This window comes from Pseudomonas iranensis, from assembly GCF_014268585.2.
GTDB lineage: Bacteria > Pseudomonadota > Gammaproteobacteria > Pseudomonadales > Pseudomonadaceae > Aquipseudomonas > Aquipseudomonas iranensis.
This window is the reverse complement of record NZ_CP077092.1, coordinates 2994932-3021065: the sequence shown is the minus strand read 5'-3', so window position 1 is coordinate 3021065 and position 26134 is coordinate 2994932. Positions and strand designations below refer to the sequence as shown.

General features: G+C 55.9%; 23 protein-coding genes. 10 read left to right on the top strand and 13 right to left on the bottom strand.

Annotation, left to right across the window (positions count from 1 at the left end; genetic code table 11):
* Positions 1–199 precede the first annotated feature (199 nt).
* From thcB4 to HU724_RS13505, 3 genes are all read left to right on the top strand, one after another.
* On the top strand, positions 200–1339 hold the full coding sequence (gene thcB4 / locus HU724_RS13515; RefSeq protein ID WP_186567053.1) for a Thoeris type III anti-phage system protein ThcB4: 1140 nt from the start codon (positions 200–202) through the stop codon (positions 1337–1339).
* Between the two features lie 152 nt (positions 1340–1491).
* Positions 1492–2130 carry a Thoeris type III anti-phage system protein ThcA gene (gene thcA, locus HU724_RS13510; protein ID WP_186567055.1) on the top strand — a complete coding sequence of 213 codons (639 nt, stop codon included), beginning with the start codon at positions 1492–1494 and terminating at the stop codon, positions 2128–2130.
* Positions 2131–2137: 7 nt separating this feature from the next.
* Positions 2138–2911: a toll/interleukin-1 receptor domain-containing protein gene (locus tag HU724_RS13505; RefSeq protein WP_186567057.1), complete on the top strand. Its 774-nt coding sequence runs from the start codon at positions 2138–2140 to the stop codon at positions 2909–2911.
* Positions 2912–3392: 481 nt separating this feature from the next.
* On the opposite strand, the gene HU724_RS27540 is transcribed toward HU724_RS13505, so the two are convergent.
* Together HU724_RS27540 and HU724_RS13495 are read right to left on the bottom strand one after the other, a co-directional pair.
* The gene (locus HU724_RS27540; protein ID WP_225927689.1) at positions 3393–3596 is read right to left on the bottom strand and encodes a hypothetical protein; all 204 of its coding nucleotides are present in this window, start codon (positions 3594–3596) and stop codon (positions 3393–3395) included.
* Positions 3597–3719: 123 nt separating this feature from the next.
* A complete protein-coding gene (locus tag HU724_RS13495) occupies positions 3720–4574 on the bottom strand; it encodes a toll/interleukin-1 receptor domain-containing protein (RefSeq protein ID WP_186567059.1) in 855 nt (284 codons plus the stop codon).
* A gap of 324 nt (positions 4575–4898) precedes the next feature.
* Between HU724_RS13495 and HU724_RS13490 the strand changes: the two genes are divergently transcribed.
* The 4 genes from HU724_RS13490 to HU724_RS13475 all read left to right on the top strand — a co-directional run bounded on the left by HU724_RS13490 (position 4899) and on the right by HU724_RS13475 (position 9618).
* Entirely contained in the window at positions 4899–6320 is a 1422-nt protein-coding gene (locus tag HU724_RS13490; protein WP_186567061.1) for an AAA family ATPase, read from the top strand.
* Positions 6317–6955, top strand: a complete 639-nt coding sequence (locus HU724_RS13485; RefSeq protein WP_186567063.1) for a DarT ssDNA thymidine ADP-ribosyltransferase family protein — start codon at positions 6317–6319, stop codon at positions 6953–6955. Before HU724_RS13490 ends, HU724_RS13485 begins: the two co-directional genes overlap by 4 nt.
* On the top strand, positions 6952–8736 hold the full coding sequence (locus HU724_RS13480) for an ADP-ribosylglycohydrolase family protein (RefSeq protein ID WP_225927688.1): 1785 nt from the start codon (positions 6952–6954) through the stop codon (positions 8734–8736). The genes HU724_RS13485 and HU724_RS13480 overlap by 4 nt, the downstream gene beginning before the upstream one ends.
* A 240-nt stretch (positions 8737–8976) precedes the next feature.
* On the top strand, positions 8977–9618 hold the full coding sequence (locus tag HU724_RS13475; RefSeq protein WP_186567065.1) for a hypothetical protein: 642 nt from the start codon (positions 8977–8979) through the stop codon (positions 9616–9618).
* A 592-nt stretch (positions 9619–10210) separates the two neighbouring features.
* Here HU724_RS13475 and HU724_RS13470 read toward each other — a convergent pair.
* From HU724_RS13470 to pstS, 6 genes are all read right to left on the bottom strand, one after another.
* Positions 10211–10852: a hypothetical protein gene (locus HU724_RS13470; RefSeq protein ID WP_189691374.1), complete on the bottom strand. Its 642-nt coding sequence runs from the start codon at positions 10850–10852 to the stop codon at positions 10211–10213.
* On the bottom strand, positions 10852–11550 hold the full coding sequence (locus HU724_RS13465; protein WP_076563142.1) for a hypothetical protein: 699 nt from the start codon (positions 11548–11550) through the stop codon (positions 10852–10854). The genes HU724_RS13470 and HU724_RS13465 overlap by 1 nt, the downstream gene beginning before the upstream one ends.
* Before the next feature lie 93 nt (positions 11551–11643).
* On the bottom strand, positions 11644–12405 hold the full coding sequence (gene pstB, locus HU724_RS13460; RefSeq protein ID WP_016774591.1) for a phosphate ABC transporter ATP-binding protein PstB: 762 nt from the start codon (positions 12403–12405) through the stop codon (positions 11644–11646).
* A gap of 75 nt (positions 12406–12480) precedes the next feature.
* Positions 12481–13392 (bottom strand): phosphate ABC transporter permease PstA, encoded by a 912-nt coding sequence (gene pstA, locus HU724_RS13455; RefSeq protein WP_016774590.1) that lies wholly within the window; start codon positions 13390–13392, stop codon positions 12481–12483.
* Positions 13392–14357, bottom strand: coding sequence for a phosphate ABC transporter permease subunit PstC (gene pstC / locus HU724_RS13450; RefSeq protein WP_024012838.1), 966 nt, complete (start codon positions 14355–14357; stop codon positions 13392–13394). The genes pstA and pstC overlap by 1 nt, the downstream gene beginning before the upstream one ends.
* 74 nt (positions 14358–14431) lie before the next feature.
* Positions 14432–15463 carry a phosphate ABC transporter substrate-binding protein PstS gene (pstS, locus tag HU724_RS13445; RefSeq protein ID WP_039760359.1) on the bottom strand — a complete coding sequence of 344 codons (1032 nt, stop codon included), beginning with the start codon at positions 15461–15463 and terminating at the stop codon, positions 14432–14434.
* A gap of 313 nt (positions 15464–15776) precedes the next feature.
* Here pstS and HU724_RS13440 point away from each other — a divergent pair, with 313 nt between their 5' ends.
* Positions 15777–17216 (top strand): ATPase domain-containing protein, encoded by a 1440-nt coding sequence (locus HU724_RS13440; RefSeq protein WP_186567227.1) that lies wholly within the window; start codon positions 15777–15779, stop codon positions 17214–17216.
* Positions 17217–17239: 23 nt separating this feature from the next.
* Entirely contained in the window at positions 17240–17599 is a 360-nt protein-coding gene (locus HU724_RS13435) for a response regulator (protein WP_016774585.1), read from the top strand.
* On the opposite strand, the gene HU724_RS13430 is transcribed toward HU724_RS13435, so the two are convergent.
* The gene (locus HU724_RS13430; RefSeq protein WP_186567067.1) at positions 17594–18550 is read right to left on the bottom strand and encodes a fimbrial protein; all 957 of its coding nucleotides are present in this window, start codon (positions 18548–18550) and stop codon (positions 17594–17596) included. The genes HU724_RS13435 and HU724_RS13430 overlap by 6 nt on opposite strands.
* A gap of 329 nt (positions 18551–18879) precedes the next feature.
* Between HU724_RS13430 and HU724_RS13425 the strand changes: the two genes are divergently transcribed.
* The gene (locus tag HU724_RS13425; RefSeq protein WP_186567069.1) at positions 18880–19464 is read left to right on the top strand and encodes a hypothetical protein; all 585 of its coding nucleotides are present in this window, start codon (positions 18880–18882) and stop codon (positions 19462–19464) included.
* 38 nt (positions 19465–19502) lie between these two features.
* On the opposite strand, the gene HU724_RS13420 is transcribed toward HU724_RS13425, so the two are convergent.
* The 4 genes from HU724_RS13420 to HU724_RS13405 all read right to left on the bottom strand — a co-directional run bounded on the left by HU724_RS13420 (position 19503) and on the right by HU724_RS13405 (position 26129).
* Positions 19503–21131 carry a methyl-accepting chemotaxis protein gene (locus HU724_RS13420; protein ID WP_186567071.1) on the bottom strand — a complete coding sequence of 543 codons (1629 nt, stop codon included), beginning with the start codon at positions 21129–21131 and terminating at the stop codon, positions 19503–19505.
* Positions 21132–21246: 115 nt separating this feature from the next.
* On the bottom strand, positions 21247–21708 hold the full coding sequence (locus HU724_RS13415; protein WP_186567073.1) for a hypothetical protein: 462 nt from the start codon (positions 21706–21708) through the stop codon (positions 21247–21249).
* Between the two features lie 308 nt (positions 21709–22016).
* Entirely contained in the window at positions 22017–22394 is a 378-nt protein-coding gene (locus HU724_RS13410) for a type 1 fimbrial protein (RefSeq protein WP_186567075.1), read from the bottom strand.
* A gap of 102 nt (positions 22395–22496) precedes the next feature.
* On the bottom strand, positions 22497–26129 hold the full coding sequence (locus HU724_RS13405) for a transporter substrate-binding domain-containing protein (RefSeq protein WP_186567077.1): 3633 nt from the start codon (positions 26127–26129) through the stop codon (positions 22497–22499).
* Positions 26130–26134 lie beyond the last annotated feature (5 nt).

Genomic DNA, 26134 nt, shown 5'->3' with positions numbered 1-26134 from the left:
CTGCCGATTACTGGACGAAAGCACGGAAAGGGCTGCACCTTTCTAGCAGCATTCAAGAGCATGTGCGTTGGATACATGATAGCTTATCGCCACTTATAGCATGTTGACCGGTAGAACTGAGCCCACCCAAGCGACTGGGTGTGCGGAGTCCCCGGCCCGCCACTTGTACGCCAACGATATAGAGAGGCTCGGAAGCTTCATGGACGCCCGCTACTCCCTCGCCCTACTAGGCGACTTTCCCACCGCTATTGCCGATGAGATCGAGGCCGCTCTAGAGGAGCGAATTTCGGAACTCGGGTTAGTGCTTCATGAAGACGTGACACTGTTTCGGGGAGATCCCAGGCGCTTCCGACCCAAGTTTGATCGCTGCTGCGCAGCCCTTTGCGCAAGCATCAATGCCACTGATGAGGCGGCCATTGAGCATTTCATTGACCGCCGAGTACCACTGGTTCCGGTTGCGCGGGATCCAGACACTTTTAAAGCCGAATTTCCTGGAAAGCTTGGAGCATTGAACGGCGTTGCGATGACCCAAAGCCCAGCTATCCTTGCGAGCTGTCTCCTGGAGGCAAGCTCGCTGATCCCACGTCAGCGCCGGGTGTTCCTCAGCTATCGACGCAAAGAGTCCACAGAGGCCGCTCTGCAACTGTATTCAGAACTGTGTGCGAGGCAGTACGACGTTTTCCTCGACACGCACGGGATTTTACCTGGAGAGCACTTCCAAGAGGTGCTATGGCAGCGCCTCTGCGACTCCGACGTACTCGTCTACCTCGATAGCTCAGGGTACTTCAAAGGCCGCTGGACTGAGCTGGAGTTCGAAAGGGCTTCGTTGAGGAAACTCGCCATGCTTCGCGTTGGGTGGCCACGCGTTGAAGCAACCAACATCCATTTGATCAGCGGACAAGTCCAGTTGGAGGATTCTGATCTCGGTGCAGATCGGCTGATTCAGTCGGACGCTTTGACCGAGATTCTCGAGAAAATCGAGCTCTATCGAAGCAAAAGCGTATCGATCAGGTACCGGGATCTTGTCGGGAAGCTAACGTCTTCGGTAGAGGCCGCCGGCGGTAAAGTGCTGGGCGCTTCGTCCCGAAGAGGATTGGTGGTCTCAGTAAAAAATGAAGAAATCGTTGTCTACCCAGAGCTTCGCGTACCAACCAGCGAGTCATTCTATGAAGCATCGCTGGAGGAGCACTCGCCTCCAGTTGCCGTGATTTATAACGAAGAAGGGATCGAAGAAAGAACCTGGAAAGCCCACATGCAATGGCTCGGAGACAGGCTTGATGGGCATGCGCGCTTGGTGAAGGCGAACGCCGCTGGCCATCGATTCCAAGATTGGTATTAGGAACCGCGTGCCCGTTCGAAACGTTCCTTCCAGAGATTGACCTGCAAGCGTCTCCGCCGGCAATCATGGTGAATGATCACTCGATAGTCAGAGATCGGGCACACGTCTGAACCAGCGCATCCCTCCATACAGCTAAATCTGAGGCCAACGATATGGGCAAAATATTCCTTTCTGCCAGCGTTCCAAGCAGTCATAACAGTTTCTATGAACAATGTGATCCGATGCTGATTCAGGCATCGCTTCGAACATTCCTGTACACCGTAGTGGGTCGTAAACATCTCGTATTTGGTGGTCATCCCACAATCTCCCCTCTCATTCTCGCGGTCTGCGAGGATCTAGGAGTCGACAACAGAGCTGCCGTGACGATCTACCAGTCGAAATACTTCGCAAAGGTAGCTCCAAAGGTGAACCTCAGATTTGAAAACTTGATTGAAGTAGATTCAACTGGCGACCGGCAGTCGAGTCTGGAACTCATGAGAAGAGCCATGTTCAGCCACCACAAGTTTGAGGCCGCGGTCTTCATCGGCGGGCAACAAGGTATCCTCGACGAACACAAGCAGTTCAAAAGGGATCATCCCCGAGCAAATGTGATAGCGCTCCGCAGCCCTGGTGGCGCTTCTGCCTCAATTGAGTCCTGGCTCACACCCGACGAAAAGGATTACGACGAGCTGCTCGACTACGTTGGTCTGTTCACCCATGGCCTGGGGATCGGGCTAAACAGCGAACGCAAGCTGTCAGTGAAACCCTCGAAACCAAGACACGATCCGGACAATACTTTCGGTAAAGGATAACCACAAAATGGAATACGGCTTCAACATTGACATCAACCCCGAACATTTCCCTATTACCAAGGACGTAAGTGACTTCAAGAGCAATCTTAAAGCCTCAACGGTCAAGCTTAAAAATTACTTATTGAAAGACAACGTTAGCATTGATGCCAAAACCGTCATCAAGCAATTGTTCCCAGCGCAGCGATGCGACATTTTCATATCCCATTCCTACCAGGATCAAGCCTTGGCGATCCAGCTCGCGCTGGATCTGAAAAAGAAAGGGATAACAGCATTCATCGACTCTACGGTTTGGGGTTCGGCGTACGAACTCCTGAAGGCAATCGATGAGAAGCATTGCAAAATCGTGGGTACCACTCGTTATCACTACGACCTGCGCAATCGCTCGACCGCCCATGTGTACATGATCCTAGCGACAGCTTTGCAGCAAATGATCAGCGAATCCACCGCGTTGTTTTTCTTGAACACCGACCATTCCTTATCAACGCAGCACTCAATCGAAGACGAGGATAAAACTGGGTCTCCTTGGATTCATATGGAGCTGATGTTTAGCCATTTTATTTGGCAAGCCAAGCATGCCAAAGAGTTGGTGGTCGCCAATGAATCGTGGGCTTTCGACTCGGTGCCCGTCTTCCATGAGGCCAAAACAGATCACCTTAAGCCGCTGACAGATATAAGGCTGCGAGAGTGGATCGATGAGCAAGTGATACGACCCAACTCAATGGAAATCCTTGAGTCGCTTTCCAGGCTGCATGGGGGCAGCATCTTGCGAAGCAAGGTTTGATCAGAGGGTAGCTGCTTGGAGGGCGCCTGGACGGAGTAAAAAGAATCCGACCAGATTACTCGATAACATCTAGAGTACGCCTCCTCCTAAGGCAGGCGCAGGATGATTTATACGGCCGCTACCCCGGCACCTCTTACGCTCAGTGGATGTCTCTGGCCAAGCGTCAGTATCTTCGATGGGGGCTTCTTGCTCACGAACCCATCGCACAGCGCCGATGGCCATGAACTGCTTGATGGCCAACGCACCCCGCTCATTTCTGGCCTTCGATCCAGGAATACTCAGGGCTGCGCCCACTTGGGCACGACTGGCTTCATACATAGCGAATGCATTGAAGTCGGAGTCTAGTAGCACCAAGAGCACGGTATCGAAGGCTTGCCGCAAATCGATAGATCCCATGCGGCCCGATATTTTTTGAGGGTCGGTGATGCAACGACCTTTTATTTGGATTTTCACCTCCCCTTCCTGGCGAACCTCCGTGGCGTCATAGCCCGCTTGCCTCGGCGGATGAAGAAAGATTCAGCTTCATGGCGGCTTCGTATTCGGCCACTTCGCCCGTGATACCCAAGGGTTTACCGGTGAGGTCATAATATCGACGGGCAAGCACCTTGGCCTCCCGCAGTACCTCAAGGATTTCAACCTGAGAAGGCTCGCTATCAGCGGTGGGTGAACCGGTTGATGGCCTCACCGAGGCGTTCCCTGCGTTCGACAAACTACTGCCCCCCTCGTCGCGACTATCCCAAGGCTGAGCCGATCGACTGGCTAGGCTGCCTCTATAAGGGGGCCTTGGTAGCCGATAATCGCAGCGCGATCAGGAGCCCAGTAGCTCTTGCTTCTCCAGCGCGTTACGCAGCCTGAAGAAGTTTTCGGGAATATCCGAAGCACCGTACAAGCTATCCAAGGCACGGGTTTCGCGCTCGTGGGTACCTGTGAACCAGGTTTTCAATTCGCCACCGTTAACTTTGGGCAAATGCTTGTTGAAAGCCTTGAAGGACAGCAATGCTTCACTACTCGCGATCGCTTTGAAATGACGCTGCTCTTCGATCGACACCGAGTCCATTGTGATCTGGTGTCGAGGTGGAACCCGGGTACGAGCAGTCGCACTAAACTGGAGCTCGGAGTAGATCCATGGGGAAAACGTCTGATCCACACCCGCGAAGTTAGTCATGGGTACCGAGTTACTGGTGTTCAGGAACACGAAAAGCTCTGACCGGTCGATCATCGCCTGAAGTGCGCCCGCGAGCATCATGTGAACGCCGGCGGCCAGGTCAGTCGCTTTTCTATAGTCGTAGACGACTCCACCCTCGGGCTTTCTCTTAGGCTCGGCGTACACCTCGTTGAGGGCGTCAAGCAGTTTAGGAAAATAGCCCCATACACAGGAGTCGACGAACACGTTTAGCCCTTTGTCCTGCAGGGCAACAGCCAGCTCGATAGCCTGGTCAGCGTCCCGGTGCGAATGTGACAGGAACACATGGGCCCTCTTAGTCGGGAACAGATGGTCAGCCAGCTGTCCCGCGTCAATGACGTCTTTGCCCTGGAATTTGCCCACCATGTATTCGGACAGCTTGTCGAAGGCGCCTTTTGCCTGTTCTTCCAACGCATCGGTTTCATAGGAATGAACCTTACGGAGGGGCTGGTAATCATTCAGCTCGAAACCTATGTACATCGATCTTCCTTACTCGAATACCCAACGTTTCCCACCGGCGCGACGCGGTTTTTCCCCGTCCGTTGGAGGTGGCGTGTCCTGCATACAGATGCTAGCACCTAATGATATCAGTTTGCCTCCACGCTGAACATTTTCGATGCTTCCTCCAAAGCTCGACGAGGCGAAAGGACAAACTTGAACGAAGTCAGTGGCGCTGCTCGCCTATCTCGCCCGGGCTGCATCTGCAAAAAGCGCAAAATGGCTGCGTTTATTGATGCGCTGGCCCTACAGCAATGTCAGTCGTTCAGTGATAGCATTTAGCCCTTTATTGCCAGGGATTGCAGTATGAAAGCGTTGATCAACGTGAGGCCCAGCCCAGAACAGCTGGCCCTTTTCTCTCGCAGCAGCGCGGGCGTCGAGGTGATTCGAGGGGCTGCCGGCAGCGGCAAGACCACCACGGCGCTGCTCAAGCTGCGCTCCGCAGCAGGTTTCTACCTGAACCGTGAGAAGAAACGTCCCGTTCCAGGCTCGGTTGAAATCTTGGTGCTGACCTTCAACCGGACGTTGCGCGGCTACATTGCTGAGCTCACGGAACGGCAGTTCGCCAACGAACCCCTGGTCAATCTCGATTTCTACACCTTCAACAAGTGGGCCCAACACCTAACAGGCGCCCAAGGCATCATCAACATCACAGGTACGGAGGCTCACCTTAGAGCCCTCGCGAGCCGCATGAAGATGAATGCCGACTTTGTTGTCGACGAGGCAGTGTACGTTCTTGGCCGATTTGCGCCGGACGACCTGGATGACTACTTAACCACTCGGCGGGATGGTCGCGGGATCACCCCACGGATGGAGCGCCCTGCTCGCCAACGATTGCTGGATCAGGTCATCCGCCCCTATATGGAAATGAAGCGGGCTAAGAATCTGGTGGACTGGAATGACCTGGCTGCAATGCTTTCAACTCAGAAGCTTCGTCAGTACGATGTTATCGTCGTGGACGAAACCCAAGACTTTTCAGCCAATGAAATCCGCGCGGTTCTGAACCAGAAGTCCGAGGACGCAACCATCACATTTGTCCTGGACAGCGCACAACGCATCTACAGCCGAAATTTTACCTGGAGCGAGGTAGGGGTCACCCTGCGGCCCGAAAAAAGCAGCCGGCTTCAGACAAATTACCGAAATACTCGTGAAATCGCACAATTCGCCAGCGCGATGCTCGCCGGCCTAACACTGGACGATAATGGCACCATGCCTGATTTCGGAAGCGCCCGATCGAATGGCATCAAGCCCTTCGTAGTGATGGGGGATTACCCTCACCAGTTGCGTTGGGCGTTGGACTATCTGAGTCAGATCGATCTGGAGAAGGACTCGGTGGCGTTTCTCCACCCCAGACTCTATTTCCGGGATCTCAGGCGAGCGTTACAGTCGCTAGGACTGGGCTATGTCGAATTAACTGGTGAGCCTAATTGGCCCCAAGGCCCCGAGAATATCGCGCTCTGCAGCGTGCATTCGAGCAAAGGCCTTGAATTCGATCACGTCATCATGATTGGCCTGGATGGCAGCATCTTGGATGTGTCCACTCCTCAAGACGATGCCGACGATGGACAGGGAAGCGATGAATATGAGTTGTCTTCTCGCCTGCGCAGGCTCATCGCCATGGGGATAGGCCGCGCAAGGGAAAGCGTAGCAATCGGGTTCAAAACTTTTGACGCTCCCGATATCATGCGCTTCATCGACAACGACCTGTACACGGAAGTGAAGGTATGAGCATCGAGCAGCTCTGCAAAGATCGGGGCATTGAGTCCATTGTCCACTTCACCACCAACCGTGGTGCTCTCGGCATCTTTGCCTCCAGCGCACTCAAATCTCGCCAACGCCTCGATGCAGACGAGCAGCTCAAACACATTTTCCAACCCAATGCGCAAAGTCGGAACAAGGACGCGGCTTGGTTGGATTATGCCAACCTCTCGATAAGTCGTATTAACACTACCTTCTTTAAATACTCCGGCAATTGGCATCGTGAACAGGATTTTTTCTGGTGCATTTTTGATTTTTCACCTGAGATAATGCAGCACGATGGGGTCTGGTTCACTACGACAAACAACATCTACTCAGGCGTTCGCCGCGCTCAGGGTGCCGATGGCCTTGGTGATGCATTCAAGGAAAGCACTATGCTCTGGTCAGGCAACGTAATCACCCGATCTAATGACCATCCACTGTGCCTCCCAACCTGCCCTCAAGCTGAGATTTTGTATCCAGGTGAGGTCTCAACGGATTACCTACAGCGTGTGTATGCCCGATGCGACTCGGACAGCAATGAGATCGCTGCACAAATGTATGCAATGGGTCACCGAGTAGTCCCCGTCATCGTGAACCCAGACCTGTTTGACGAGATTAAGTGAGCCATTCAATGTCAGAAAATCGACTCAAACGTACAGTTTCCTCAGCCCTATGGTCGGCCTATGGGGATGCGCTGGGCTTTCCTACAGAACTTGCCTCTGATAAGACCGTGCAACAGCGTCTTGGACATTCTCGCGTAACTCGTACGGAGAGCTGGAAGCGCCTTATCGGTGGCCGCTTTGGAGCAAAAGTGCAACTACCCGCCGGTGCATATTCCGACGACACCCAGCTGCGCCTATCGACTTGTAGGGCCATCACAGGACAGGGCTACTTCGACGTTGAAGCATTCGCCAAGATTGAGCTGCCTGTATGGCAAGCCTACGCATTAGGTGCGGGCCGGGGCAGTAAATCTGCTGCCGGGGCTCTCTGTAATCGAAGTAACAGCTGGTTTAGCAACTTTTTCCCTAACTATGAAAACGGCGGCGGCAATGGTGCGGCCATGCGAGTCCAGCCACATGTCTGGGCCGCCGCTGACCTGAGGAACAAACAGTCCTTTCTTCCAGACGTGGTTCGAAACTCCCTGTGCACCCACGGTCACATGCGGGGGGTTGCCGGTGCCGTCGTTCACGCGTTGAGCCTGGCCCATACTCTTGAGACAGGAAGGGTTCCTGGGCCTGAGGAATGGCTTAACTTCGCGAAGGATATCGAAGGCATCCATCAAATCATCGCCAACGACAACGAGTTGTCGACTTTCTGGTTGCCTACCTGGGAAGAGAAGTCGGGTCGGTCACTGAGCACCGCCATTTCTGAAACCGCCAATGAGTGGCGGCAATCAACTCGCCACGCATTCGATTTGATCGAAACCAACTACCAATCAGATGGGGTGGGCATCTACTCCCGGCTGATTGCGCTAGAGAATGGACTGAGTAAAGAGGAGCGCGGTTCTGGGCTCAAATGCGCCCTGTTTGCAAACTTCGCGGCCTTCATCGGAAAGCGATACGGTTCCCAGGAGGTCATCGAAGTGGTGGCCAATCTGCTCGATAGCGACACCGACACGATTGCAACCATGGCAGGCGCGCTGTTGGGAGCAGCTAATCCTGATGCTCGATTTTTGGGGCCTATTCAAGACAGCGTTTACATTACCGACGAAGCGACGCGCATGTACGAGATCAGCCAAGGCGAATCGGCTGCGACCTTCAATTACCCAGATACCCTCTACTGGCAACCGCCACGGGCAGCTATTGATATGTTGTCTATCAAGAGGGGGCAAACGTCAGTCGAAGGTTTGGGCAATGCCGTTGCCTCGGGAGAGCCGTACCGTGGCTTGCAAAAGAATACGGCGTGGCGATGGTTCACGCTGGATTTTGGACAGTCTGTACTCATTCGATATCGAGCAGACAATGGCTTAGAGTCGGAAAATGTGAAGACGCTCCCCTCCGCTGGGATGGATACCCCGGACATGTTCAAGCAATCCGAACGCGCTCAGCCAAAATTCGTGGATAGCGCTCCGTTGCACCATGACGCACGGCCCTCAGCATTGGTTGAGCCTCTGACTAGCCAGGCAGCTGCGCCCAGCTCAGCTCATTCGTCAAACCCTAACGAGTCGAGAATTGATCCCCTCCCAGTAGACTCAGATTGGGCTGCCCAAGAGGAGCCCATCGTCTCCTCTCTGGATTTGGACATGCTCACCAATGAAGCCATTAGAGGCTTTGATCCAGAGACTATTGGCCGTCACTTGCTGCTTCTGGCGGAGCAGGAAAACCCTATCTCGCTCTCCATTGCTTACGCCTCCATTGTCGTGAAGGCACGTAGCGCCCGATTGAAGCACCGCAAGCAAAACTAAGGCGATTACCGAGCGCTCTTCAGAACGCCGAAGAGCGCTCGGCAGGACGTGTGAGTAATGCATCTAGTTGCGCGCCAGAAGCTATTTCTCGGTTCGCTTAGAAGCGATGAAGGCATCAAAAGGCTTCCCGGCTTGATAACCTCTCTCGCAGCTTTGCTGCCAAAAAATCTGCATCACAATTAGTTGGATCAAGCCATATCGATCAATCATTGCCCGCAACAGCTACAACGTGCTGAATCAGTGGGCCGTATCAACAGTAAAGGAATCACCATGCAGAAAAAAATGGACTCGGAAAAATACTACCGCATCGACCACCCTTTGCTGCACCACCTATTGCTCCATGACGGAAAAGTCTGCCCCGCACCTGCCAATGGCCATATCAATGGCCGCAGTAACGGTCGCCAAGCGGTGGAAGGTAAGCTTCACCTTCCCCGCGGCCGAGGTTTTGAAGAGCTTCCGTCGGCATGGTATGACGGCATCGAAATTCGTGGCCTTACCGCGCACCTGCCAGACGGAACCAGTGCACCTATCTACGACCGCAACACAGAAAGACCCTCTGACGAGGAATTCCGCCTGCAGAAGGTCGTGGAAGTCGGTGAGCGCTACGAAGCCAAGCGCTCTGAGATAATCAACTCACTGACTACCGCGATGGGGACGATGAAAGGCCCTAACGCCGAAACAATCTTGAGAAATATTTTGCACAACCTAACTCTCGAATGGTCTCAAAACGACATCCGACCGCAGTTTGCTGGATTCTTATATGCGCTTCTTGCAATGCAGCTGATCAGCGAAAAGCTGCAAGGCGAGATGCTTCATGCCTTCGCTCAGCTGTGCGACATCGGGATCGAGTTGCGCAAGTACATTCGTGCGGAGCGGCGCTAATTCGCGCGTCGCGCAGCGCAGTAATTGCCTTACTGAATTGGGCTGCTAAATCTAGGCCAGGAGAGATAGACGCTCAGCAGCGGTTGTGGGGCCTGACACATCCGAGCGAAACGCTACAGCATTACATCGCTTGGTGGGGCAGTATGGCGGGCACGTCATGCTCGCCCACCTCCCGAAACTATCGCCGGGGTGCCGGATTGTGCTCTTCGCTTTGCATTAAGTAGAGGCTCGGGATTCGTGGTTAAGGGCTGCGAACTGGCGGTATGAGTATCAGACAAGCATGCAACCGGCTGCATGCTTGTTTAAGTGATTGGGAGTTCCCGGAAAGCTCCGGATATGTTAGGCTGCAGTCAATTGCACGAGGTTGAGCGATCCTTGGAATTACCCCATTTAACAGAGGGTACCTTGGATAAGGGTTCGAATCCCATCGCCTCCGCCATATTTTGTACCGACAAAGCCCTGATTATTCAGGGCTTTGTCGTTTCTGCCAGACATGTTTTGCGCAGCAGCGTTTGCGCATCCATTGAGTCATTTCACAGCAGTGCCTCGTACACTTGGGGCGCTGCTGCCCGAATAGCCAATGCGTACCCGCTCAGCCAAGCGACTCAAAGACAGCCTCCGCACGCTGTTGCACCGGCGCCTGAGGCCTGCGCATTTGCTGCCAGGCGAGCTGCGCCTGGACCTTGGCCACCGAATCGAGCACTTTCTGCGCCCAGCGATCATCCTCGGGATGCACCACGACCACTCGGAAGCCATGATCCTTGCCTTCAATCTGCACGCCCTCCGAATCATCGACATGCAAGTCGATATCGAACGCTGGCGGATACTTGGAAGGCGCATTCGACATTCCGTGCGCCGTCAGGGCACGGTTGTGCAGCACGCTGTTGACCACGCCGTCGACGCGGATACCGTACAGCGCCAACCAGCGCCTGATATAGGACGGCGTGCGCCCGGATGAGGTGTAGACCCAGACACTGCAATTCTGGCGACGCAGCTCTCGGATAAGTGATCGTGTGCCCATCCGCAACGGTTCACCCAGCCAACGATGAATACAGGCCGGTAGTCGACTGTTCTCGACTGCGCAGTGGTGGAGCTGGCAGGCGAGCGTGTCATCGATATCGAACGAAATTCGTATGCGCTGACGTTCGAACAACTGCGGCAAAGCGCAGCGGATAGCCTGCCCTGCCCGGCTGCCGAAGGTTCTCAATCTGGCAAATGCTGGTGCCCAGTTCATCAATGGCCACCTTGAGAGAGAGGCAAAGGCTTGCCTTTGAGAAAGAACTTCATTGGATCGGGCGCCTGTTCTTCCAGGAATGCTGCATATTTTTTCTTGATCTTGGGCAATTCGTACAACGCCTTGACGCCATGCTTGGCGGAGTTGCGGATGACCGAAGACGGGTTGAAATAGCCCTCGGCGTTTTCCAGGGTCAACACGAATGGAGGCAGCCCCGCGCGCATGAGCAAGTAGCTGACAATCAGCGAGCCACTGCGGTTGTTGCCTTCGATAAACAGCTGCGGCTTGCTCAGAATGCGCACATAGACACCCGCTGCACGCTTCCAGACTGACTCACTGCGATACGCGCAATACCAGTTGTACAAGTCCTTGATGCCTCCCTCAACATTGTTGAAGAAATGCGCCTCGGTAGCTGCCAGATGCTGGGCGTATTCCAGCCGGCGCGCCGGATCCCGGCCACACAGCACTGTGGCATTGATCTCCAGCATCAGGTTCAGTTGCTGCAGATCGAACAGGTCGACGCCGCGGGCAACATATTCATCAACCAACGCATAGCCTTCAAGCACATTGTGCAGAACTTCGTCAGTGAACGGGTCCCGAGGCTCGGTGAAGTGCCGGCTGAGTTCGGCGAAACGGCTCTGCACTTTCCGCAGTGCGCGTTCAATCGCAGGCAAATCAAGGCGATGCGTGGCAGGCATTGGAGCTCCTTGGAAACGCTTGGTAAATGTCCACCGATGCCCGCCAAATCCATTTGGCTTGTGCAGGTAGGCGGCCGTGACCGGTGGCAAGGCTCAGCTGAACTTGCCGCTGATGTAATCGCCGGTCATCTGTTCACGCGGGTTGTCGAAGATCTGCGCGGTCGGGCCCATCTCGACCAGATAACCGGTGCGTGTGCCCTGGGAAATATCCACCGAGAAAAACGCCGTGGTGTCAGCAACACGGATGGCTTGCTGCATGTTGTGGGTCACCAGTGCGATGGTATAGTCCTTCTTCAACTCGACCATCAATTCTTCGACGCGTCGGGTGGCGATCGGGTCCAGTGCCGAACAAGGCTCATCCAGCAGCAGGACTTCCGGCTCAGTGGCGATCGCCCGGGCGATACACAGGCGTTGTTGCTGGCCACCGGAGAGCGACAGGCCGCTGACCTTGAGCTTGTCCTTGACTTCGTCCCACAGCGCGGCGCCTTGCAGCGCATGCTTGACGCGGTCGCCGATATCGCCCTTGTAGCGATTGAGGCGAAGACCAAACGCGACGTTGTCGAAGATGCTCATCGAGAACGGGTTAGGCTGTTGAAACACCATGCCGATGTAGCGACGTACGACCACCGGATCGACGCCCTTGCCGTAGACGTCCTGCCCGAGGAAATGCACATGGCCCTCGAAACGAAAGCCCTTCACCAGATCGTTCATCCGGTTGAGGCTGCGCAGCACGGTGCTTTTGCCGCAGCCTGAGGGACCGATGAATCCGGTGATCTTGTTTTTCTCGATGGGCACGTGGCTGTCACGTACTGCCATGAAGTTGCCGTAGAAAATCTTGTCCAGTTTGCAGTCCATGACTACAGGCGCCTGGGTGACAAACGGAGCGGCAATTTGCGCAGTGGATACGTTCAAAATCAGATGCTCCCGTTCTTAATACTTGGGCTTGCCGAAAATCCGGCTGATGATGTTCACGAACAGCACGATCATCACCAGCACCAGCGAGGCCGCCCATGCGAGCTCGAGCTGGTTATCGAAAGGCATGCCGGAGAAGTTGTAGATCAGCACCGCCAGTGAGGCAGTCGGATTCATGACATCGAGATTGCCCTGGTGGTAGATCCAGTAGTTGCTGAACAGCGCGGTAAACAACAACGGTGCCGTCTCGCCTGCGGCACGCGCCACGGCGAGCATCACGCCAGTCAGGATCGCCGGCATGCCGGTCGGCAAGATGATTTTCCAGATGACCTGCGAGCGCGTGCAGCCCATGCCATAAGCAGCATCTTTCATGATCTTGGGCACCATCCGCATCGACTCTTCGGCGGTCAGCACCACGATAGGCAGCATCAGGACGGCGAGCGCCACGCCACCTGCCGGTGCCGAATACGTGCCGGTGGTCATGACTACCAAGGCGTAGGCAAATACACCTGCCAGGATTGATGGCAGGCCCGTAAGCATCTTGGCGGCAAAACGCGCGGCGTTCCCCAGCTTGCTGTCCGGCCCCAGCTCAGCCAGGAAGATCGCCGCCATGATTCCGACCGGCACCGCGATCGCTGCCGCGATACCGACCATCACAAAGGTACCCGCCATCGCATTGCCGAAACCGCCACCCATCTCGAAGCCGGTCGGCGGCAGTTCGGTGAAGACTTCCAGGTTCAGACGCGCGCCACCGCGGGTGATCAGCATGTAGAGCACGGAAATCAGCGGCACGCTGGCCAGCAAAGCACCTGCCCAGACCAGGGTGGTCAGGATCAGGCTGCGCAGCGCGCGGCCTTCGAACCTGCGTTGCAAGCTGGGCATCGCACCGGTTGGCGCAGTCAGGTCTGTTGCTGCGGTCAGATCAGTCATCACTTGTTACCCCGTTGGGCGTACATCATGATCATCGAGCCGAAAATGTTCACGATCAGCGTAATCAACATCAGTACGAGCGCGGCATACATCAACACCTCGATCTCGTTCGGCCCGGCTTCGGGGAAGTTCAGCGCCAGCAGAGCGGCAAGCGTGTTGGCCGGTGCAAACAACGAGAGGGAAATGTTGTTGGCATTGCCGACCAGCATGGCCAGCGCCATCGTTTCACCCAGCGCGCGCCCCAGGCCCAGCACCAGCGAGCCGAAAATGCCGGTGGCGGCCGAAGGCACCATCACCTTGAGAATCGCTTCCCAATGGGTTGTGCCCATGCCGTACGCGGCCTGTTTGGTTTTCATCGGCACAGCCGTCAGCGCGTCCTGCGACACGGCGGCAATGGTCGGCAGAATCATGATCGCGAGCACCAGCGCTGCGGGCAGCAGGCCCGGACCGCTCAGGGACGTGCCGAAAAAGGGTATCCAGCCCAGTTCGCTGTTCAACCAGGTCGTCAGCGGCCGAATCGCCGGAATCACTACATAAATCCCCCACAGCCCATAGACCACGCTGGGGATGGCCGCGAGCAGTTCGACGATGGTGCGAAACAGCGCAGCGAGCTTGGTCGGCAGGAAATCCTGGGTCAGGAAAATCGCCATGCTCACGCCAAAGACACCGGCGATCAGCAAAGCGATGAAGGCGCTGTAAAGCGTGCCCCAGATGGCCGGCAGGATGCCGTATTTGCCTTGGTTGACGTCCCACACGCTGCCCAGAAGCACATCGAAGCCGTGCTTCTCCATACCGGGAAGTGCCTTGCGTCCGACTTCGAACACCAGTGCAAATACCAGCGCCAGAATCAGTACCACACCGATGCGTGCGAGCGCGCGGAAGGTGCGATCAACCAGAAAATCCTTCGTCGAGGGTGGCTGGCAGGCAGAGTCGGGATTAACCGGTACGACAAAAGGTTTGTTCATGGGCTAAGTCCGGAACAGGGGGAAAACTCTCCCGGCGTGGCGCAGACGCACACGCCGAGAGAGACCTCACGGCGTTACTGAATGTTGGCGGACGCTTTGCGAACCTGTTCGACGACCGATTGCGGCAACGGGATGTAACCCATCGAATCGGCAATCTTCTGCCCCTCGGTCAGGCTGTATTCGACCATTTCACGCATGGCCTTGGCCTTGGCCGGGTTGCCATTGTCCTTGCGGAAAATCATCCAGGTATAAGAGGTGATCGGATAGGACTTGGCACCATCCGGATCAGGCAGCCAGGCCACCAGGTTTTCCGGCATCTTCACCGCCGCCAGGGCCTCGGCGCCGCTTTCGGCGTTTGGCACGACGTAATTGCCAGCCTTGTTCTGCAACTGGGCGAAGTCGACCTTGGCCAGCTTGGCGAAGCCATATTCGATGTAACCAATCGCTCCAGGGGTCTGGCGTACGGTCGCCGTCACGCCATCGTTTTTCGGCGACTTGATGAACTTGTCACTGGCCGGCCAGTTGACGGTGTTGCCCTCACCCAACGCCTGCTTGAACTCGGCGTTGACGGTTGCCAGGTGCTTGGTGAATACCGCGGTCGTACCGCTGGAATCTGCACGCACGACAACGGTGATCGGCGTATCGGAGAGTTTCAGGTCCGGGTTGGCTGCGACGATCTGCGGATCGTTCCAGCGCGTGATCTTGCCCAGGAAAATGTTGGAGTAGACGTCGCGTGGCAGCTTCAGCCCCTTGGGATTGCCCGGCAGGTTATAGGCCAGCACGATTTCCCCGGCGGTCATTGGCAGCAACTGCACGCCTTCGGCGACCTTGGCGATATCTTCGTCTTTCATTGCCGAGTCACTGGCAGCGAAATCCACGGTTTTGTTCAAGAAGTCCTGTACGCCCGCGCCACTGCCCTTGGATTGGTAATCGACAGTGACGTCATCGGATTTCTTGCTGAAATCCTTGAACCAGGTCAGATAGATCGGCGCCGGGAAACTTGCTCCGGACCCCGTCAGGCGAACATTTTCTGCTGCAAAGGAGGCCGAGGTGGCACAAAGAGATACCGCAATGGCGAGCGCAGCAGACTTCATCAAACTTTTCATTAAATGACACCTAGTGATTACGGGCTCCCGAACTCTGCAGCAGTTTTGTGACGATTTCATGAAAGCAAAGTGGCAAGCGTTACCCTCATGGTCCGCAGCAGCGCCTATGGACGTAATCGGCTTCCGGGTTTCAAAAAATCGAATCTTCTCGTGCCGGGCTTGTCACTACCCCCTGATCCCGAGCAGTCACGTGCCAGGTTCACATTGCAAAAACGCTGCTTTTCCCCAGCCTTTATGGCCCTCAACCGGAAATGGCGTTAGCATTTCACTCATTCGGCTGAACAAGCCTGTTTATTCAGATCAGGGTCGCATTGTGGAAAAGCTAAAACGCCTTCAAAGCGGGATCGAAGGGCTCGACGCGCTGCTTCAGGGGGGCTTTGTCGCCGGCGCTTCATACATCATTCAAGGGCGCCCGGGCTCCGGCAAGACCATCCTTGCCAACCAGCTAGGGTTTCACCATGCCCGTAATGGCGGTCGTGTGCTGGTCGCCACGTTGCTGGCCGAGTCCCACGACCGCCTGTTCCAGTTCCTGTCGACCATGAGTTTTTTCGACGCATCGCGAGTCGGCGCCGAAATTCAGTTTGTCAGCGCATTCGATACGCTGGAAAACGAAGGCCTCGATGAAGTCGTGAAGCTGCTGCGACGCGAAATCACCCGGCAGAAGGCGACCGTCATGGTCGTCGACGGCCTGCTCAATGCACGCTCCAAAGCCGACTCGCCGATCGACACGAAAAAATTCATTTCCGAACTGCAAGGCCATGCCGCATTTGCCGGTTGCACCGTGCTGTTCCTGACCAGCTCGCGCCTGGACGACGGCAGCCCCGAGCACACGATGGTCGACGGCGTCATCGAAATGGGCGAAGAGCTGTTCGGTACCCGTTCGGTGCGCCGCATTCATTTGCGCAAGACCCGCGGCAGCGGCGCGTTGACCGGTCTTCACGAATGCGAAATCACCGATAACGGCCTGGTCGTCTACCCGCGCCTCGAAAGTCTCTACAAGCGCCCTTCCGCCCCTGACAGCGCGGACATGACGCGCATTCCAAGCGGCATTGCGTCGCTCGACGAGATCTTCGGTGGCGGCTTGCACAGCTCCAGCGTCACGCTGGTCATGGGCCCTTCCGGCATCGGCAAAACCACGCTGGGCCTGAAGTTTCTCGCGCAATCTACGGCCGAAGCGCCGGGCCTGCACTTCGGCTTCTATGAAAGCCCGCAGCGCCTGCGCCTGAAAGGCCGTTCGCTGGGCATCGATATTGAACACATGGAATACAGCGGCGCATTGAGCATTGCCTGGCAGCCAACAACGGAGGGTTTGCTCGATGGCCTCGGCGCACGCCTGCTGAGCCTGGTCGATGAGAGAGGCATCAAGCGCCTGTTCATCGATAGCCTGAGCGGCATGACACGGGTGTCAACCACACCGGAACGCATCACCGACTTTTTCAGTGCATTGATGAACGAACTGCGGTCCAGAGGCGTGACGGTCTTTGCCTCCTGGGAAATGCGCGATTTGTTCGGTTCCGAGGTCAGCGCGCCGAACTCTGACCTGTCCAGTATTGTCGACAACCTGATCCTCATGCGTTTCTTTGAGAATCACGCTGAACTTCGCAGGACGCTTTCCATTCTTAAGGTACGCGATAGCTCCTACAACCCGTCGCGGTTCGAGGTGGTTGTACGCGATCAAGATGTGTTCCTGGAAAAGGCTTTGAAAAATGAACCTTCAGTCGCAGCTGAGTCATTGCCTGGTTCAATTTCGTAAGTCTTCAAGCGGGTTGAAATAACATGACCACCATTCTGGTAGTCGACGACGAGTATCTGATTGCTGACATTCTTGGCTTTGCGCTTGAGGATGAGGGCTTCATGACCGTGACCGCGAGCAACGGCAAGAAAGCGCTCGAGGTGCTGGAAAGAGAACGCCCGGCGCTGGTTATTACCGACTTCATGATGCCAGTCATGGACGGCCTCGAATTCGCCGAAGCCGTGCGTGCCCAGCCGTCCGTCAAACACTTGCCGATCATTCTCATGAGTGGCGCGCAAGCGCACATCGGCATGCAGCGCTCGGATCTGTTTGATGTGGTAGTGCCCAAGCCGTTTGATATTGCGGTGATTGTGGCTGAGGTGAAGAGGCTGTTGGGCTCATAGATACTCGACGACAAAGGCAATTTCGGCATTGGCATCGCCCGCTCGCATTTGCGCATTGGAAGGCTCGATGCGCACGAAGCGGGCTTGCAAGGAAACGGATGCATTTCCGCCGCTCGATGTTGGCGCTTTCATTATGTAATTCTGGTTCAGCTTGAGTATCGTCCTGTCACTGAAGCGCATTTGCAATGCCAGCCCTTTGGCAGTGGAGTTACTGTTGAGGTGTACCACGCCGGTATCAGCGCTCCATGCAGGGCTGCCCGCAGTGGGCGAAAAGGAGTACCTGAAGTTATTGATTCCGGGAGGACAGTTTTTCATATCAAGAAAGAAGTATTTCTCCTTGGCATAGTCACCGTTCTGCAGAAAATCGCTCATGGTGTAGCTGCCCATATCCACTTTCACATCAGGTGTTTCACAAGACTGCGAGACGATCCGCGTGCCATTTGTATTCATTGCCAGAGGCTCGATTTCTGCAGCGACGAAGGTCCCAAGTTGGCCTGAGGGTATCGTCGCACTGCCGGAAATAGTGCCCGTCTTTACAAAACGCAAGATGTGCTCAGAACCATTCCAACCCCAACCGCCAGCAGTGTCGGTAGTTCCTGGGAAGCCTTTCCACGCTTTCCCCGATGGCGGTCGGATCCATTGCCAGCCGATTCCGGTATTTCCGATAGGAAAAATTTCCGCGCCCGGCTGAGTAGCGCCGACAGTATTGCGTACACCTTCGTTGTGTACCGCAGAGCACCTGAATGAGCTGGGTATGGCGCCCAGGGTCACGATCGGGCTTTCATAGATAACCGTGCCGTTGGGCGTGTCACGAGGCACCGAGATCGTGGCTGGAAGAACCACCCTGACACTGCCCTTGGAATGGTCCGGATAAAATTCGCAAATTGCCGCCATTGCGTTAAATGGCAGTAAATACAAAAAACCGACAATTAAAACATGGGAAAACTTCATAGCAATCTCTCTGAACTCGCCGTGTTTGCAAACAATTGAATGGCGGACGATTGCGTGAACTATCAGCAGTAACGCCACCAAAGCGGCAGCAGACGATAATGAAAAAAAGGAGCTTGAGCAAAAAGTTTATTTATTCGCGAACAAGACAATTCTCATGGACCCACAAGAAACTTTAGATAGTCGGTTTAAACAAGAAGCCTTCTGCGAATTCGTTAACAAATGTTAGCCGTTATCGATATACGCAAATAGAGCACAATTTAAGACTCGTCTTAAAGGCCCAGCGAATCGAGGTTATTACACTGTCTACTCTTGATAGGAGAAACGATTCCGTGAGAGCACTCGATACCCTCAATAGCTCAAAACCCCAGAGCAACGCCGCCATCTACTGCCTGACCATTCTTGCGCTGGCACTGATCGCCATGACTGTGGTCGCCGGCTACCAACTCAATGAACTGTTTCCACTGAAGGCTGTGGTGCAACAACAGGAGGTCCAACTCACCCAGCGCGCCGATGCAATCCAGTCGATGAGCGCAGAACTGAAGCGCCTGGCGGAACAGAAACAGGTTTTGGAAACCGACCTGCTTAGCGCAAAGGAACAGGCGAAGGCCGCTGAGCACGCAAAAACCGAACTCGAAAACAATCGACAGGCAGCCCTGACCAGCGCGGCGTTAGAAGATGAAGATTCACTGTGCGCGATCATCGAGCAAAACATCCGACTTGTTGCGGACCAACTCAATCGCGACGATTTCTTCCGCCTGCGCGATGAGCGCGAAGCTGAAGCCGAAGCGGTACTTGAAAGCTATGAAAAACAACTCGCCAGCTGCATTGAGCAGCTGACAGCACAAACCGCATCGCCAGCACAATCTGACTCTGCACCCCATGCGCAGGACTTTGCTGCGCCGATCGAGCGCTGATCAAAAAGCCCTGGTAGCCAGGGCTTTACGTTTACTGATTAAAGTTTGAATTCCTTGGTCAATTTGTTCAGCGACGCCGCCAATTGCGACAGCTCCGCCGATGCGACTGCGGTCTGTTTCGATCCCTCAGCGGTTTCACATGACAGGTCACGAATGCTGATCAGGCTGCGGTCGACTTCCCGCGCAACCTGAGCCTGCTCCTCGGCAGCGGTTGCCATCAGCAGGTTTCGCTCGTTGATGAGATTCAGCGAACCAGTGATGTCAGTCAGCACTTCGCCGGCGATATTGGCCATTTCGAGCGTTCTCTCGGCCTGAGCGCGGGTGTGGCTCATGGAGGAAACTGCACGGCTGGTGCCCGACTGAATGGAGCTGACCATGGACTCGATGTCCTCGGTCGACTTCTGAGTACGCTGCGCCAGCCCTCTCACCTCATCGGCAACCACGGCAAAACCGCGACCCGCCTCCCCCGCCCGCGCCGCTTCGATCGCTGCGTTCAAGGCAAGCAGATTGGTTTGTTCGGCAACCTCTCGGATAACGTCCAGCACGCTGCTGATATCGCTCGCCATGGTCGATAGCGCCTGCACCTCAGCCGAGGTGCTGTGCACACTGGAGACCATCAGATTGATTGCTGCGACCGTTTCACTGACCCGGGTACGACCGGCAACGGCAGCGGCACTGGATTCCGACGTCAGTTGCGAGGTCGATGCGGCGTTGTCTGCAACCTGCTCCACCGCTGCACTCATTTCAGTGACGGCGGTGGCGGCCATTTCGATTTCATGGCTCTGACGCTGAGTGATACGCGATATATCTTCAGTGACGCCGTGCATGACCTCCGAGGTTTCGGCCAACTGCGTGGACGAATCACGGATCATGATCAAGGCATCTCGCAGACTGGTTTGCATCGCCGCCAATGACGACAGCATTTGCGCCGCCTCATCGGAGCCATCCAGCGCAATGGTTTCGCTCAGATCATTGGCGGCGATGCATTCGGCCACCCTCAGCGAGCCTGCAATCGGTACCGTCAGGCTGCGGGTATACAACACGGCCAGGGCCAACGAAGCACCGATCGCGATGAGAATGAACACACTGACGATCAACAGCGTGTGCTCATAGACATTGTCGGCCTGCTTGCCCGCCTCATAAGCTTCTATCTCGTTGAGAGCAATCAACTTTTTGAGCGCGACCTGTACGCCATCCGACGCCGCACGCATCTGATTCCTGGACAGCGCAATGGCCGCCTCGAGCTGCCCGCTCGCCACTGTTTCAAGGTACTGGTCCTGCGCCAGATCATTGACCTTTTGCGCTTTGGCAAACTCCTCGAACGCCTCGCGTCCAGCGTCGGTGGCCAGCAGTTCAATGAGCGCTCGCTGATGTTTCTTGATGAGCTGACGGGACTGCTGAATGTCCATCAGGGCCTGCGCCTTGCGCTCGGGGGTTTCGATGGGATTGCGCAAGCGGGCGTTGTTGCCCTTGATTTCGACGAATTCACGATCCAGTTGGCCGAGTAGTTTGATACTCGGCACGATCGTCGTCTCGACGTACGTTTCTGCCTTGTTGAGCAAGTCGACTTGCTGCAGGGCGATCAATCCTATCGCGATAATCATGAGACAGAACAAGCCAAAACACAGCGCCGAACGCGGCGCGAGATTGAGTTTACGAAGCAGCATGATGCCTTACCTTAGAGTGTATTCAAGACAATGGGGCAAACGAGTGGGCAGCAAAGCAGGCGCTGGGCAGCAGCACCTCAGCGCCTGCGTGGATCATCGCGGGAAGGTGCGGTAGCTAGCGGTTGGCGCACGAGGAAAGCGAAGGGTCGGTTGAGGCCGGCTCCGCGAGCTCCTTGAGCGCCGGGTCGGCCAGCATCAGAAAGTCTGCCAATCGCGGCAGATCGATTTTCGACACCAGGCGCATCCAGCGCTGGGGATGCGGGTTGAAGAAGGTCTTCGACCACTGGTGATCATCGTTGGGATTGAAAATCAGCAGATGACGAATCAGCGGGTTTTCCCCGAAAAAGTCGAGCGGATCCATCGCCATCTCGCTGAGCAACTGAGCATTGACGACGACCAGGCTCAACCGTTGAGGGCAGTAATACGTCAGGACTCTCAGGTCACGATAGGTACACACGTTCAATACGCTGAGACAGCCCAGCTTGTTGAACTGCTGTTCGATCGACTGGCCTCTGCGCACATCGCTGTCAGCGATCAGGATCCGCAAGGATCGACTGCGGTTATTTTCAAGAAACATCGGACACCTTTGGCAGCTCCATTCTTCCTTTCAAGAAAATAACCAAGGGCGCGTCTGGCTGAAATGAGACTTGTCTCAAAATGACGGCAAGGATCGCCGAACGAAAAGCCACACCTGGACGACAGCCCATGGCAGCGACGCATGGTCTGGTTCAGAGAGTGTTGAAGGGGGGATTTTGCAACGCAGGGGAGCGGCGGCAAGCCTGAAGCGCGGGACGGTTCTGCACGAACCAGACAATTCTCATTAGTGACGCCCCTTTTTGTCAGTAACCTTGAAACAAGGGGCGCAGATTCATTCTTTCCAAGCCATCAAGGCAGCGTCATCGTCACGACGTAGTTACCGGTCGTTATCTGGTGGCCCTTGTTGTCCGTCAGCAGCAGACGCTGGTCGTAGTATTTTTCCTGTTCATGGGTATCGGCAATCATTTTCACGAACACCTGCTGGCGCGGCTGACCACGCTCTGCCGCACTGACGTTTTTTACCGTGAAAATCTGCCCGGTGCTTGCCTGCGGGCAGTCAAGCAGATCGACAGAAAAATGGCTGCTGCCACTCGCCATGCAACTCGTCTCGACAATCTGTCCGCTGAAGCGAATCACTCCGCTGACCGGCGCAGACTGGGCTGCGCTGACGGTGTCGACACCGAGCAGGCAAAGGCAGGCAATCAATAAAGGACGTCGAATGATCATCGCGAAACTCCATGGTTATTAACCAAGGTATCGCCCGTGGCGAAATGATCTTTAATGCCCTCTTCAATGCGCGGCCAGCTTCAGGGGCATGAGCCGAGACGCTTACAACTCGACCCTTTTGATTTTCTTGATCAGATCAGCCTGTGCATGCTCCAGCTTCGCTGCGCTGCGATTGAGATCCAGAGCATCGATGACCGGCGCTTCGCATTCGGCCTCAAGCTCGTTACACGCCTCGATGACCTGATGCTCGGCAACAATGCGCGCCGCCCCCTTGATCCGGTGTGCCAGGTCAGCCAACAGCCCGGGATCGCTTTCGGGTATCAGCGAATGCAACTCCTCCAGATCCTTTTCGCAACTCGACAACGCCTCACGCAGGAGTTCTTTCATCATGTCGAGGTCGCCCCCGGTGAGCTCGTTCAAGCGCTCACGAATCGATCCCAGCTCCTTGCTACTCGCCGCAGGCAGGCTTTCGACAGGCTCGGTTTCGAGGTTCTTTTCCCAGCCTGCAAGCAGGGTCGACAATGTGCTGAGGCTGATCGGCTTGAACAGACAATCATCCATGCCGGCCTCTCGGCACTTCACTTTTTCTTCCGGCTGCGCGTTGGCGGTAAAGCCCAGCAGGACACATGGCGTTGCACCGCTTTCGCGTTCGTCGTGGCGAATGGTGCGGGCCAGTTCGTAGCCGTTCATGACCGGCATGTTGCAGTCCGTGATCACAATGTCGAACGGCTCCGACCGCCACAATGCCAATGCCTGGGCGCCATCAGCGGCATCACGCACCGCCTGGCCAAGGAAACTCAGCTGCTGCGTGAGCAGCAGGCGATTGGCGCTCTGGTCATCGACTACGAGAATCCTGAGTGTCGGGACCGGTTTGTCCTGAACAACCGAAACAGGCAGCACCTTGCCGCCGAGCGGGCTGAGAATGTTGAAGAACAGCGACACTTCCAGGCAGGTGCCTTTGCCCAGCGTACTGGTGATGTTCAGCCGCCCGCCCATCAGTTCACACAACGAACGCGAGATGGCCAGCCCCAGACCGGTGCCGCCCCTGTTGGACGGACCATGGTTGGCTTGGGAAAACGGCTGAAACAGATTCTGCAGATCGGCGCTGGAAATGCCGATACCGGTGTCCTCGACCTTGAGGTCGACCTGTAAGCGTTCGTCAGCGAGACGTTGGCCGCGAATCGAGACGCTGACATGACCGGTGTCGGTAAACTTGATCGCGTTACCCACCAGGTTCGAGAGCACCTGCTGAAAGCGCATCGGATCAACCAACACGTCACAGCCGACATTGGCGTCGATGTCGAGCTTCAACACCAGACTCTTCTGCCTGGCCAAGCCGTCGAACACCCGCGCTACCGATTCGACCAGTTCGCGCAGGTTGGCACGCTTGGGCGAAAGGCTGACATGGCCGGACTCGATGCGAACCACATCGAGAATATCGCCGATCAGTTCCAGCAGGCCTTTTGCCGAGTCATACGCCACCTCAATCGCCGGCCGATCGAAGTGTCCCTGCTCGGCACGCTTGAGGGTAAGTTCGAGCATGCCGATCACGGCACTCATCGGTGTACGGATCTCGTGGCTCATGGTCGCCAGGAACGTGGTTTTGGCGCGGCTCGACTCGTCAGCGAGCTCTTTCGCCGCACGCAACTCCTCGATCAGTTCACGGCGTTCGCTGATATCGATCCAGCCGCAGATCACGCCTCTGACTTCACCGGCGGTGTCGTGATAAGGCTGGATCCAGTGGTAAATGATCAGCCGCGTATCACCGACATGCAGCGTGCGATCCACCTCGTAAGGTTCGTCCTGCTCGATGACGCGCAGGTAGTCGTCGTGAAATTGCAACGCCTCCTGGCGATTGCGCTTGCCGCTTTCGAGCACGGTCTTGCCGATCACATCCTTTTCTATCAGGCCAAATGTCTGCAGATAGTTGTTATTGCAGGTGACGAGTCGACCTTCGCGATCACGTACGTAGATGGGATGCGGCGTGCCGTTGATCAACGCGCCCATGAACTTCAACTGATCGCCCAGCAAGCGCTCTGCCCGGCTGCGTTCGCGGATCTGCCGGCGAATATAGAAATTCCACGCCAGCGATCCCAGGATAATCAGGAACGCGCCAGCGCTGATCTGGTAGATCAGCGCCTTGTAATCGCGCCACGACAACCCCGAAAACGCTGCAATGGGACGCCACCGGTTGAGAATCACGTCCAGCTCATCCGGCGGAATGCTCAGCAACGCCTTGTTCAGAATGCTGATCAGTTCGGTATCGGCACGCCGCGCGGCGAAAGCGAGGAAGCCTTTGTTCATGCCGACGATGTTGGAGATACGCAAGCTGTCGCTGTAGATGTGGGCGATGTAGTAGCGCGCACTGTGCAACGTGGTAATCATCGCGTCCGCTCGACCGCCCTTCACGTCAGCCAAGGCGCCCAGAACTGTTTCGTTATCAACGATCTCGATGTCGGGGTAGTCCTTGAGCAGCTCACGCTCAGCCGAACTTTCGGGCACTGCGACGCGCTTGCCGCGCAGCTCCTGCAGGCTTGAAGGCGCGCCTGCGTCCTTGGTGGTGACGATCACAAAGGGGCTGGCAAGGAACGGATGAGTGAAACGCATGCCGACTTCCCGCGAGACCGTTGGTGTCAGCAGAGAAATATCCGCGCTGCCATCCAGCAGACGCGTGCTCAGACTGGAAAAGCTGTCGGTGCGCTCGACATTGATCTGCAAGCCGGTACGCCGCTGGATGAGCTCGAGCAGATCAGCGCCGATCCCGCCAAAGTTGCCGTCACCATCAAAGAATGCAAACGGTGCCTGATCGTCATTGATCACGAACCGCGCGACCGGATGCAGCTCAAGCCAACGTGCTTCGCCGGGTGTCAGGTCAATGCGTTTGGGCGTCAGCGCCCCGCCGCCGCCCGACCAGCGCTTGGTAATTTCGGCAATCTTCGCATCACCCAGCGACTCGAGGGTCGAATCGATCAGACGCAACAATTGGTCGTTGCCCCGGCGCAAGGCAAAGCTGAAACCGCTGGTTTGGGTTTTGACGAAAGAGTGCAGGCGCACATAGTTGAAGTAGTTGAGGTTGATCAGGTAATTGCTCGACACCGTATCGCCGAGAAACAGGTCGACCTTGCCAAAAGCCAGCGCAGCCAGTGCCAACTCATTGGACGGAAAAAGCACGAACTCGGCGTTGGGGTATAACCCGTGCAATTGACTGGATGGCAGGTAATCGTCGGCAACCGCAATACGCAAACCGGCCAGATTGGCCGGCATCGGTCGCCGATCATCGCCGCGCATGAATATCGCCGGCACGTCGTCGACATAAGGTTTGCTCAGTGTGACGAGGCCATCGATCAATTCGAAACTGTTCGAGCTGCCCAACAAGTCAATGTCACCGCGTTCGAGTGCGGCCATTGCGTCACGCCTGTCGGGGTAGGCCTTGACGGTGATTTCAACGTGCAGGGCCTGACCGATAATGCAGGCGATATCGGCGGCAATCCCCTCATAGCGCGTACCGCTGGCGGTCATGACATAAGGCGGGAAATCCGGGAGCGCCGAGCCCAACACCAGGCTGCGCTTCTGCCGCAACCAACTCCAGTCTTCATTGGCCAGATCGACTTGCAGTTCCTTGCAGTCCGATCGACCGAACACCTGCAGCGTGCGCGGCTCTGCTGCCCACAACGACCCGCTACCGAACACGAAAAGCACACTGACTAGCAAAACACCGCGCAACAGATGAAACATAAGCG